This window comes from Candidatus Accumulibacter sp. ACC012, assembly GCF_907163155.1.
GTDB classification, from domain to species: Bacteria; Pseudomonadota; Gammaproteobacteria; order Burkholderiales; family Rhodocyclaceae; genus Accumulibacter; species Accumulibacter delftensis.
The window spans coordinates 79,494-90,280 of sequence record NZ_CAJQUC010000008.1; the positions used below are offsets into that span (position 1 = coordinate 79,494).

The following is a 10,787-nucleotide window of genomic DNA, read 5'->3' on the forward strand; positions in this document are numbered from 1 at the left end:
TCGATGGTCATGACCGTTAGCGCGGCGCGCAAACCTCGTCCGGCGGATGAACAAGGCGACGCGTTCAGCGTCCACAGACGCTTCCCGCCCGCGCTTCGAGAAAGTTGTGCGGGTCATCATGGCTGCGAATTGTGAATTAAGAGCGCAGAGGCGCTTCTCTGTCAAGCATCATGTCAAGCGGAGAAAGCGGCGCACGACACAGAAAAGCGTAAGGTTTGCCCCCCCACATACGACCATTTCGCAAACCCCAGCCAGGAGAAGACGATGCCTTCCGCCCACCGATGCTCACCAGTAGCCGCTGCCTGGAGCGTGCTCTGCCTGGCGCTTTCGCCGCTGGCACAAGCGGCGAGCTGCGCGAAACAGAGTCCCGCACACCGCGTCGCGCTAATCGAGCTGTATACCTCCGAGGGTTGCAGTAGTTGCCCACCCGCAGACCAGTGGCTAGGCCAACTGTCACAGGGCTTTTCCGCCGACCAGGTGGTCGCCCTGGCCCTACACGTTGACTACTGGGACTACATTGGCTGGCAGGATCCCTTCGCCCAGCCTGCCTTCGCCGAACGCCAACGCTGGTTGACGCGCCTGGCGAGGTCAAGCACCGTCTACACGCCAGAGGTGTTTACGGGCATGAAAGAACTGCGCAAATGGCACACGGCGACCAACTTCGCCGAGCGCATCGAGAAGATCAACCGACGACCAGCCGCTGCCGACATCGCTCTGCAGATGCGCTCGGCGGGCGATAACGCCGTCGATCTCGAAGCGCGCTTCACGCTCAGGGAAGGCGAGCGCGCGGTGCAAGCCGCCGAGGCCTTCGTGATCATCTACGAGAACCAGCTGCGCAGCGAGATTCGTGCCGGCGAGAATCGCGGCGTCAATTTGCAACACGAACGAGTGGTGCGCTTCTGGTCGACAGCCTTGCCGCTGAGCAAGGCCGATGGCACTGCGCTCTGGCAGCAAACACTGAAAATCCCGGCCGACTGGCAGCTCAAGCAGCTCGGCGTTGCTGCCTTCGTACAGGATGCGCAGGCTGGCGAGGTATTACAAGCAGTAGCGCTACCTGGCTGCCTGCAGCCGGCGACCGCTACAGCAAGCTGATCTTTCTATGGAGAACACAATGGATCGTCGTCAATCACTGAAATGGCTGGGCGGCTTGGGCGCCTTTCTTCTGCCCGTTGCTGCTTCCGGCCCGAGCTGGGCAGGCGCCCAAGCCACGCCCGGCAGCCCACTGTCGAAGCCGAAAGCCGAATGGGCCGACCTGCTGCCAGCAGCGTCCTATCGCGTTCTTTTCGAGGAGGACACGGAACGTGCCGGCAGCAGCCCACTGAACCAGGAAAAGCGTGACGGAACCTTTATCTGCGCCGCCTGCTACCTGCCATTGTTCGACAGCTCGACGAAGTACGAGAGCGGTACCGGCTGGCCGAGTTTCTGGCAGCACCTGCCAGGGGCAGTGTCCACCAAGACCGACTTCAAGATCTTCTATCCGCGTACCGAGTACCACTGCGCGCGCTGCGGCGGGCACCAGGGGCACATTTTCAACGACGGCCCCAAACCGACGGGCAAGCGCTTCTGCAACAATGGTGTCGCACTGCAATTCGTTGCGCGTTCCGAGAAGCTGCCGGAGTTACGGACATGAGCCGGCGAGCACTGGCGACGGCACTGTCCTTGCTGGTCCTTGGTGCTGCAGCGGGCGCTGCGTCGGCCGCGGACCAGGCTGCCGACAAGACGGCCGCGCCGAGCACGGCCACGCCACAGACGGCAATCTTTGCCGGCGGTTGCTTCTGGTGTATCGAAGCCGATTTCGAAAAGTTGCCCGGCGTAATTTCCGTCGAATCCGGCTACACCGCCGGCCAGACAGTCAACCCGACCTACGCGCAGGTGAGTGCCGGAGGCACCGGGCATACCGAAGCCGTCCGCGTGCACTACGACGCGCAAAAAGTCAGCTATCCACAGCTAGTGGAATACTTCTGGCGGCATATCGATCCGACGGTCAAAGACCGCCAGTTCTGCGACGTCGGCAGCCAGTACCGCAGCGGCATCTACTGGCAGGACGACAGCGAACGCAAGGCCGTCGAAAGCAGCCGCGATGCGCTGCTCAAGAGCGGCAAATTCACGCGCATCGAAACCGAGCTGCAGCCAGCGTCGGCCTTCTACCTGGCCGAGGCCTACCACCAGGACTACTACAAGAAGAACCCCATCCGCTACTCCTACTACCGTAGCGGTTGCGGCCGCGATCTACGGGTGGAGAACCTGTGGGGTAGTCGCTAGCCACAGTAGCCGAGGCAGGGTCGCTGCCCCAGCATCCTCAATCCACCTGGCAGAGCAGGCCTTTGAGGTATTCACCCTCGCTGAAATGCAGGGCCACCGGGTGATCCGGCGGTGCCGACAGGCGGCGCAGAATACGGGCATCGCAGCCGGCAGAGACCGCGGCATCGGCGACGATCTGCTGGAAGTGCTCGCTACGAATACCGCCCGAGCAGGAATAGGTCATCAGCAATCCCCCCGGATTGAGCAGGCGAAAACCGAAGACGTTGATATCCCGATAGGCACGCGCAGCCGCTTCGGCGTGCGCGGCCGATGGCGCGAACTTGGGCGGATCGAGAATGATCAGGTCGAAGCCCTGGCCATCGCTTTTCAGCGCCCGCAGGGCCTCGAAGACATCGTCCTCGCGCCACGCGGCACGGCCCGCATCGAGTTGCGGGTTGAGCGCCAGGTTGTCGGCGGCCATCGCCAGCGCCGGTGCCGAGGAATCGATGGAAAGCACGCTTGCTGCGCCACCGGCCAGCGCCTGCAGGGAAAATGCGCCGGTATAACAGAAGCAGTTGAGTACCGAGCGCCCGGCAGAAAGTTGGCGGGTCAAGAGGCGATTGTCGCGCTGATCGAGATAGAAACCCGTCTTGTGACCGGTGACGACGTCAACCTTGATACGCACCCCGTTTTCGACAATCAGCAACGCCTCTTCCGTCGCTTCGCCGAGCAGCCAGCCGCTCACTGGTTCCAGCCCTTCGAGCCGACGCACATTGGAGTCGGATCGTTCGTAGATGCGCGCGCAGCCCGTCGCGCGCTGCAAGGCGCCAGCGATCGCCGATCGCCACTTGTCCGGGCCGGCAGCCGTCAGCTGCACGACGACCGTGTCGCCATAGCAATCGGCGATCAGGCCCGGCAGACCGTCGGATTCGCCATGAATCAGGCGCATGCCCCCCTCGCCGGACAGTTCCGGCATCAGCCGGCGACGCTCGACGGCGGCCAGAATGCGGCGCTTGAAGAAAGCATCGTCAATGATTTCGTCGGGATCGAAACTCCACACCCTGGCGCGAATCTTCGATTCCGGACTCCAGGCAGCCTTCGCCAGCGGCCGCCCGTTGGCGGCAACGACATCCACGGTATCGCCCGGGCGGGCGCGACCCCGCAAGCGGTCGACCGAAGCGGCAAAGATCCACGGATGGCGGCGGGCAAGCGAACGATCCTTGCCGGAAAGAAGAACGAGTTGGGCCATGCTGAGTATCCGGCACCCGGTGCGATGCCCGAGCGACAATGAGGTAAGAGCGGCGCAGTGTATACCAGCTACACCAGCTGCAGCAGAAACGCCCATCCGCCGCGCGTAGCGTGGCCACGGTCGCTGCCCTTGCCAGCTGGCCAACTAGTGCTGCTTGGCGGGGCTCTTTTTGAGCGTCATCAACGAAAGCCCCGGCCCGCAGCCCCTATAATCAAGCGCCGTACACCGCCCTGCCCGCACTGGAGCCTTGATGAAACGCCTGACCTTGTTCGCCGCCATGAGCTTGCTCGCCGGACCTGCCGTCGCGACCCCGGAGTCTGCAGCCAGCGCGGCCTCCGCAGCGTCCACCCTCGCTGCCATTAGCGACCTCGGACAACTGAACGGCCAGGCGCTGGCCTGCGGCGAGATGGCGATCGCTGGCGAGGCCAAGCAACTGGTCATCCGGCATGCGCCAAAGACCCGTCGTTACGGCGAGACTTTCGAGGAACAGACCAACACAGCCTTCCTCGCTCAAGGCCAGACGAGGCACGAGCCCTGCCCCGCGGCCGCAACTTTTTCCGGCCGGCTCGACGAACTCTCGAAACGCTTGCAGGCTTTGCTGCCGACAGCGCCAGCAACAGCCCGGTAGCGCGCAATGAAAAGACTGTTGCTCGCGCTGTCCTTGGCCGCCGGGCTGGCGCCGCTGTCCCTGGCTGCCGACCTTGCCGCGGACCAGATACCGGCCTACGGCGAAACGGGCATCAGCAGCCGCTACTTGCTGATGGACGCCAACGGGCGTGCGGTCAGCAACCAGGACTTCCGCGGGCGCTTCCAGTTGCTCACCTTCGGCTACACCTACTGCCCCGACATCTGTCCGACAACGCTGGCCGAAATGGCGATGGTCATCAGCCGACTTGGCAAGGAAGCCGACGCGCTGCAAGCGCTGTTCATCACCGTTGACCCGGAGCGCGACAGCGCGGACACCCTGCGCAACTACGTTGCCTTCTTCGACCCGCGCATCATCGGCCTGACCGGTTCACCGGAGTTGGTCCGCAAAGCCGCCGAGAGCTTCAGGGTGCGCTACGAGAAAGTCCGCGAACCCGGCGCTCCGCTCGAACAGTACGCGGTCGACCACAGCGCCGGGATGTTTCTACTCGGCCCCGACGGTCGCTTTATCCGAAAGTTTGCCTACGCCACGCCGGCGGAGCAAATCGCCGATCAGATTCGCCAAATAATGGCCGGCAACGGACCTCCATCGGCGGCCAGACGTATGGCACCCGCTTCGCAGTAGTCACTTGCCATCGGAGAACCTCCCCATGAAAGCATCCACGATCGCCTGTCTTCTTGTCCTCGCATCGGCAACCGCCGACAGCAGCGCTGAAACATTGTCGTGCCCGAGCCTGGCGACTGCCGTCCAGGTCGGCAGCTGCCCCAGCGAAGCGGAGCTCAAGTACACCTTCACCGGCTACTGCAGCGACAACCAACGCATGTACGAGCAAAGTACCAGCGTGTGCACCGACTATCAGGCCTACCGAAAACTGAAGAACGTCGCCCAGTGGGAGTCCGCAGACGGCGCCTTTTCCGCCTACGTCTCGTGCGACCTGGCGGCGGAAACGATCAAGGCGATGCCGGTTGCGCGGATGGCGACCAGCAAGCAGGGCAAGGTAAGCCTGTTGACTTGCAGCTACGGCGAAGGCGTCAGCTTCAGCTACCGCTCGCGTCAGCAATGCACAGTCACCGGAAAAGGCGACTGCGCCGGTGAGCCAGCCGCCTGCCAGGCGAGCTGTGATTGAACACACTCAGCACACTAAGCACACACTCAGCGCCGGGCACAAAACGAACGCGGCGCGTACCTGAGGTACGCGCCGCTGTGGTTGAAGGGGGTCCGACCAGTCAGCTCGTTGGTTTTGACGGAGTGCTCATTTCAGCTTTGCCATCCTTGGCTTTATCAGCCGAACAGGCGACCGCGGTTGCACTTGACAGCATCAGCGCCAAAGCCATCAGGCCGGCGGTAAGCTTCCTCATACGCATCTCCTTGTGACTGTGCCGACATTGGCAGCTCCAATTTAAACCTAAGGACTGGTGAATACAACCCCGATCGAAGCAGAGGTTTTCAGCACAATTTGACAACGATGTCGTCGAGTGCATTGGCCGCGTCGGCTACCCGGTCGCCAGCATTGGACATGTGACGATAGGTCTCGCGCCGCTTGAACATGTTGAGGTAATCGTCGCCCTGAAAAAGCTCGACAATCGCTCGCCGATAGGCTTTCTCGACCGTACGTTCCGCCTTCCGGGCGGCCGCTGCGTCGACGCCAGCAGCGGCCGGATCGGAAGCCAGGCGACCGAAACCCCTGGCCAGCGCATCGGTGCCTTCCCTGAGGTGCAGCGCCATTTCCAGACTGAACTTGTCGGGGGTCAGACCCAGGACGTCCATTTCGACCACTGTTGATTTGCAGTAGTTGACGATGTCGTCGAGCGTCATGATCGCGCGATGGATGTCTTCACGGTCGATCGGCGTCGAAAAGGCTTCGGCCAGGACACCGAGGTTGGTAGCCTTCATGCGGTCGGCCTGGTGCTCGTCGGCGCGGACTTTCTGGCTGACAGCGACGTCGCCGGTCTCCATGAATTCGACCAGCAGACGCGTGGTCTCCGCGGCGTTGGTGCTCTGCTCGGCGAGCATCCCGAAGAAGTCGGCGACGGTCGGGAAGACGCGCTCGTACAGGCGGCGGAAAATCGGTTTGTTGGCGTTGTTGGTTTGATTGTCTTCCATGATTTATCTCCTCAGGTGGTCTGACCAAGCATGATTCTGGTAATGGCGTAAATAACGATGGATGTGAGAGCCGCCGCCGGGATGGTGATCACCCAGGTCTTGGCGATGTCCTTGGCCTTCTTCCAGCGTACGGCACGCGGACGCTCGGAGTAGCCGATGCCCATGATCGAGGTGGCCACCACGTGCGTTGTGGATACTGGCGCCCCGACCATTGAAGCGGTAAAAATCAGCAGCGCTGAAGTGAGCTGCGAGTCGAAAGCGTGTAGCGGCCGCACCCGGTAGATGGCAAAGCCCAGTGTACGCACAATGCGCCAGCCACCAGACATGATGCCCAGGGTGATCGCCGCAGCACAGGACAGAACCACCCAGAACGGCACTTCGAAACTCGGGATGAAGCCGCCCAGCATCAACACCAGGGTGAGCATGCCCATGCTCTTCTGCGCATCGTTGGCGCCGTGTGAAAACGCCAGGCCGGCCGCGGTCACGAACTGCAACTTGCGCAGAGTGGCGTTGGCGGTCGGCTTGGCACCGGCCAGCAAGCGACGCCCGAGGCGATGAATCCAGAATCCGACCCAGAATCCGAGCAGTGGCGAGACAAACAGGGCCAGCAAAACCTTCGTGACGCCGGTCAGCTGGCCGGTGGTCATCAGCTCGCGAAAGCCCCAGACCACATGCTCTGAGCCCACTGCCGCAACCACCGCTCCAGCGAGACCGCCGACCAGCGCGTGCGACGACGACGAGGGAATGCCGAGCCACCAGGTCGCCAGGTTCCAGACGATGGCGCCGAGCAGGCCGCAGAACATGATCAACACGGCGAGCTGCGGGTCGACACCATTCAGATCGACGAACTTGCCGATGGTGTTGGCGACCGCCGTACCGCCGAGCAAAGGGCCCATGAACTCGAAAAAGCCGACGATCAGAACGGCCTGCACCGGAGTCATCGCCCGTGAGGCGATGACCGTCGCCACGATATTTGCGGCATCATGAAAGCCGTTGGTGTAGTCGAAGATCAACACCACCACCACCGTCGCCACGGCCATCCAGAACAAAGTATCCATACGCACCCTTCTTGTAAAAAAAGCCTCTGCGGGCCTCTGCTTGTAAAAAGTGCGCGGATTATGCACGAAAATTCGCATTTGTACATTTTTTTCTGCCATCTGCAGCGCCAAACAGCCACCTTGAGGACGAATCATGCGCCTGGGCAACCAGAGCGAGCGCCGCACAAAAAAAGAGCGAACAACAGGCGGCAGCCAATGAGTTGTCAGTGCGACCCGAATGGCAGGCAGGCTGTTTCGCCGGCATCGGAGATCATCGCCCCGACAACATGCAGCCGTTCCTCGAAGCCGGCTACATTGAGCAGGCGTTGACGGCCACCTCGGCGATCGGCGATGATCGCCTGCAACGGCAAACGCAAGGGCAGGTGGTACCAGAAGCCGTCACCCACGGCACGTATAGCCAGCGCGTACACTGGTTCAAACGTGGCATGGACAGCGGCGACCTCCGGCAATGCGACGGCTTCTCCCCGAAATCACTGTGATCACCCACCGTATGCGCAGAATCGTCACCATCGCCACCTCGTCGTGCGCGACCCTTCTGATCGCCTTGTTGACCGGCTCCTCGGCACACGCAGCGCTACCGACGGCGGCCAGTGTCCCCGGCGGCGTGGCCTTGATCGTTCTTGGCCCGATTTCGGCCAGCAGCACACGGCCGCTGGCCTGGCTGGGTGAGCAGCGGGTACTGGTGGCCGCCGAGGGCGCGCAGTGGGTCGCCGTGGTCGGTCTCGATCTGGCGACCACCCCGGGGACGTACGAGTTGCGGGTGGACATCGCTGGCGAATGGCAACGGCACCCCTTCTCTGTCGTCAACAAGGATTATCCTGCGCAACGAATCACGATGAAGGACAGCAGCAAGGTGCAGTTGTCGGCCAGCGATCTGACCCGCGTCGAGGAAGAACTAGCCACCATCCAGCGCCTGAAACGCCATTGGCGCGAGGCAGCGGAGACCGACCTGGCTTTCGTCCTGCCTGCGCAAGGGCGGCGCAGCGGGCGCTTCGGTGTACGCCGATTTTTCAACGGCGAGCCCCGCTCAGCGCACGCCGGATTCGATATCGCCGTCGCGCGCGGTGCAACGGTCAAGGCCAATGCGCAGGGTCAAGTACTCGCCGTCGACGACTACTTCTTCAACGGCAAAACCGTGTTCGTCGATCACGGCAACGGCCTGATCAGCATGTATTGCCACCTCGACAGCACCGCCGTGCAGCCCGGCGAAACGGTAGGCAAGGGACAGCGCATCGGCGCCGCTGGCATGACCGGTCGCGCCACCGGCCCGCACCTGCACTGGAGCGTGATCCTCAACGGCGCGATGGTGAACCCCGAACTGTTTGTGGTCGAGTCAGGCAAGAAGAGCTGACGCAGCCGAAACGTCGGCAAACGCTTGCGCGCAAGCCGTCGGCGATGGCGATGCGGGTGGCGGGTGGCGGGTGGCGGGTGGCGGGTGGCGGGTGGCGGGTGGCGGGTGGCGGGCGCCACGCTTCAGTCGATGGCTGGCAGTTTGTTACGCTCGCCAGAACTGCTCGCCGCAGCGGCACGATGCGAGCATTCCGGCTTGCTGCATTCGGCGTAAAGGTAGAGCGCGTGCTCGCGAATGATGAAACCGCGCTCGCGGGCAATGCTTGTTTGTCGACGTTCGATCTCGGCATCGTAAAATTCCTCGACGCGTCCGCAGTCGATGCACACCAGATGATCGTGGTGCTGCCCGGCACTGAGTTCGAAAACAGCTTTGCCCGATTCGAAATAGTGACGTTCGAGGAGGCCCGCCTGTTCGAACTGCGTAAGAACGCGATACACGGTCGCCAGGCCAACGTCAAGATTCTCGGCGAGTAGCAGCCGGTAGACATCCTCTGCCGTAAGATGGCGAACTTCGGTCCTCTCGAACAGGGCGAGAATCTTGAGGCGCGGAAGCGTGGCTTTCAGCCCCATACTCTTGAGATTGTCTGAGTTGCTCATCTGCTTACCTTGGTCGGCTGCTGGGAAAGTGGGCTACTATTTCGGTTATCATATACCGTCGACTGCCGCCGTGATCAGCTGAGGCAAGCATTCCGCAGGCTTATCGGTCGATCCGACGACTGGCAGTTGGTAGTTGGTTGTGGCGACTGTAGCAACGCTCACCTCACCTCTCTTTGATCCTTTACCACGATCCGACCCGAACATGACCTTCCCGCGATTTGCCACTGCCGTCCTTGTTCTCTGCGTGATATCGGCTTGCTCCGAGGTCCCGCATATCATTACCGAGTATCGGATCGATGTACAACAGGGAAACGTTCTGACCCAGGACATGGTTTCGCAGTTGCGCCCCGGCCTAAGCAAGGATCAGGTGCGCTTCATTCTCGGTACGCCGGTGCTGGTTGACATGTTCCATGCCCAGCGCTGGGATTACTTCTACTCGATGAAGAAAGGCAACAGCTCGAAGGCCGAGACGCGGAATTTCGTCGTTTATTTTGACGACGACGGCAAGCTGGTGCGAGTCACCGGCGACGTCGCCCCCGCCGCACCGACCGACGGTGCCGTGCTACCGGAAACACGGATTCGGGAAATCGATCTCGGCTCGCTGCCGACCGACGGGAGCGCAACCGTTCCGCCGCCGAACGAAGAGGGTTTTTTTGACAAAATACTCGAGAGCGTGGGACTGTGAAATGAAGGCATTGAAAATCGCTATCGCAGGTGCTGGCGGGCGCATGGGACGCATGCTGCTTGAAGTCACCCTCAAGGATTCGCAAGCGACGCTGGCAGCAGCAATCGACCAACCCGGTGCGCCGCTGCTCGGCAAGGACGCGGGCGAAATCGTCGGCTCACCTTGCGGCGTGATGATCAGCAGCGACAGTGAAGCGGGAATTGCCCAGGCCAGCTGCCTGATCGATTTCACTCGCCCGGAGGGTACCCTTCAGCACCTCGAAATCTGCCGTCGGCATGGCACGGCAATCGTCATTGGCACCACCGGATTTGATGCTCGCGGCAAGCAAGCAATTGCCGCCGCGGCGCAGGATATCCCGGTGGTCTTTGCGCCGAACATGAGCGTCGGCGTTAACGTGGTCTTCAAGCTGCTCGACGTGGCTGCCCGCATCATGAACGAGGGCTACGACGTCGAGATCGTCGAAGCGCACCATCGCCACAAAATCGATGCCCCGTCGGGAACGGCTTTGCGCATGGGCGAAGTCGTCGCGCAAGCGCTTGGTCGCGAACTCGGGGAGTGCGCCGTTTATGGCCGCGAGGGAGTCACCGGCGAACGACTGCCGGCAACGATCGGCTTTGCCACCGTTCGCGGCGGCGATATTGTCGGCGATCACAACGTGCTCTTCTGCGGCCTCGGCGAGCGCGTCGAGATCGGCCACAAAGCAAGTAGCCGCATGCCGTACGCGCTGGGCAGCCTGCGCGCCGCCCATTTTCTGGCCAACATGAAGCACGGCCTGTTCGACATGCAGGACGTTCTCGGCCTGCGCTGAAGCGGCCACCCCGCCCACACGCCCATCGGCGCAGCCTTAGCCCGCGGCGC

Annotated in this window: 15 protein-coding genes; 10 read left to right on the top strand and 5 right to left on the bottom strand. The window is 62.2% G+C overall.

All coding sequences use genetic code 11. From position 1 onward, the window contains the following. Positions 1 to 264 precede the first annotated feature (264 nt). The 3 genes from QZ648_RS10060 to msrA are packed head-to-tail and all read left to right on the top strand — an operon-like array spanning position 265 to position 2,262. Complete coding sequence (locus tag QZ648_RS10060) at positions 265 to 1,092, top strand: thioredoxin family protein (RefSeq protein WP_291996906.1); 828 nt, start codon at positions 265 to 267, stop codon at positions 1,090 to 1,092. A gap of 19 nt (positions 1,093 to 1,111) precedes the next feature. Further along, the gene (gene msrB / locus QZ648_RS10065; protein ID WP_291996907.1) at positions 1,112 to 1,630 is read left to right on the top strand and encodes a peptide-methionine (R)-S-oxide reductase MsrB; all 519 of its coding nucleotides are present in this window, start codon (positions 1,112 to 1,114) and stop codon (positions 1,628 to 1,630) included. After that, positions 1,627 to 2,262, top strand: coding sequence for a peptide-methionine (S)-S-oxide reductase MsrA (gene msrA / locus QZ648_RS10070; RefSeq protein WP_291996908.1), 636 nt, complete (start codon positions 1,627 to 1,629; stop codon positions 2,260 to 2,262). Before msrB ends, msrA begins: the two co-directional genes overlap by 4 nt. A 37-nt stretch (positions 2,263 to 2,299) precedes the next feature. On the opposite strand, the gene QZ648_RS10075 is transcribed toward msrA, so the two are convergent. Further along, positions 2,300 to 3,490 (bottom strand): class I SAM-dependent rRNA methyltransferase, encoded by a 1,191-nt coding sequence (locus QZ648_RS10075; protein WP_169065851.1) that lies wholly within the window; start codon positions 3,488 to 3,490, stop codon positions 2,300 to 2,302. A gap of 250 nt (positions 3,491 to 3,740) precedes the next feature. On the opposite strand from QZ648_RS10075, the gene QZ648_RS10080 reads away from it, so the two are divergent. Genes QZ648_RS10080 through QZ648_RS10090 form a run of 3 tightly spaced genes read left to right on the top strand, consistent with a single transcriptional unit; the run spans position 3,741 to position 5,262 of the window. Continuing rightward, positions 3,741 to 4,118, top strand: coding sequence for a hypothetical protein (locus QZ648_RS10080; RefSeq protein WP_169065852.1), 378 nt, complete (start codon positions 3,741 to 3,743; stop codon positions 4,116 to 4,118). A 6-nt stretch (positions 4,119 to 4,124) separates the two neighbouring features. Then, positions 4,125 to 4,760, top strand: coding sequence for an SCO family protein (locus QZ648_RS10085; protein WP_169065853.1), 636 nt, complete (start codon positions 4,125 to 4,127; stop codon positions 4,758 to 4,760). A gap of 25 nt (positions 4,761 to 4,785) precedes the next feature. Then, positions 4,786 to 5,262, top strand: a complete 477-nt coding sequence (locus QZ648_RS10090; protein ID WP_291996909.1) for a hypothetical protein — start codon at positions 4,786 to 4,788, stop codon at positions 5,260 to 5,262. Between the two features lie 100 nt (positions 5,263 to 5,362). On the opposite strand, the gene QZ648_RS10095 is transcribed toward QZ648_RS10090, so the two are convergent. From QZ648_RS10095 to QZ648_RS10105, 3 genes are all read right to left on the bottom strand, one after another. Then, positions 5,363 to 5,494 carry a hypothetical protein gene (locus QZ648_RS10095; protein WP_291996910.1) on the bottom strand — a complete coding sequence of 44 codons (132 nt, stop codon included), beginning with the start codon at positions 5,492 to 5,494 and terminating at the stop codon, positions 5,363 to 5,365. 88 nt (positions 5,495 to 5,582) lie between these two features. Continuing rightward, a complete protein-coding gene (locus QZ648_RS10100; RefSeq protein WP_169065855.1) occupies positions 5,583 to 6,239 on the bottom strand; it encodes a DUF47 family protein in 657 nt (218 codons plus the stop codon). A gap of 11 nt (positions 6,240 to 6,250) precedes the next feature. Further along, positions 6,251 to 7,297, bottom strand: a complete 1,047-nt coding sequence (locus QZ648_RS10105) for an inorganic phosphate transporter (protein WP_291996911.1) — start codon at positions 7,295 to 7,297, stop codon at positions 6,251 to 6,253. A 92-nt stretch (positions 7,298 to 7,389) separates the two neighbouring features. Between QZ648_RS10105 and QZ648_RS10110 the strand changes: the two genes are divergently transcribed. Together QZ648_RS10110 and QZ648_RS10115 are read left to right on the top strand one after the other, a co-directional pair. Beyond that, a complete protein-coding gene (locus QZ648_RS10110) occupies positions 7,390 to 7,776 on the top strand; it encodes a neutral zinc metallopeptidase (RefSeq protein ID WP_291997022.1) in 387 nt (128 codons plus the stop codon). Then, on the top strand, positions 7,773 to 8,648 hold the full coding sequence (locus QZ648_RS10115) for a peptidoglycan DD-metalloendopeptidase family protein (RefSeq protein ID WP_291996912.1): 876 nt from the start codon (positions 7,773 to 7,775) through the stop codon (positions 8,646 to 8,648). The genes QZ648_RS10110 and QZ648_RS10115 overlap by 4 nt, the downstream gene beginning before the upstream one ends. A gap of 122 nt (positions 8,649 to 8,770) precedes the next feature. Here QZ648_RS10115 and fur read toward each other — a convergent pair whose 3' ends face one another. After that, positions 8,771 to 9,244, bottom strand: a complete 474-nt coding sequence (fur, locus tag QZ648_RS10120) for a ferric iron uptake transcriptional regulator (protein ID WP_169065858.1) — start codon at positions 9,242 to 9,244, stop codon at positions 8,771 to 8,773. 202 nt (positions 9,245 to 9,446) lie between these two features. Here fur and QZ648_RS10125 point away from each other — a divergent pair, with 202 nt between their 5' ends. Further along, positions 9,447 to 9,929 (top strand): outer membrane protein assembly factor BamE, encoded by a 483-nt coding sequence (locus QZ648_RS10125; protein ID WP_169065859.1) that lies wholly within the window; start codon positions 9,447 to 9,449, stop codon positions 9,927 to 9,929. Position 9,930: 1 nt separating this feature from the next. Continuing rightward, positions 9,931 to 10,737, top strand: coding sequence for a 4-hydroxy-tetrahydrodipicolinate reductase (dapB, locus tag QZ648_RS10130; protein WP_169065860.1), 807 nt, complete (start codon positions 9,931 to 9,933; stop codon positions 10,735 to 10,737). The last annotated feature ends 50 nt before the right edge of the window (positions 10,738 to 10,787 follow it).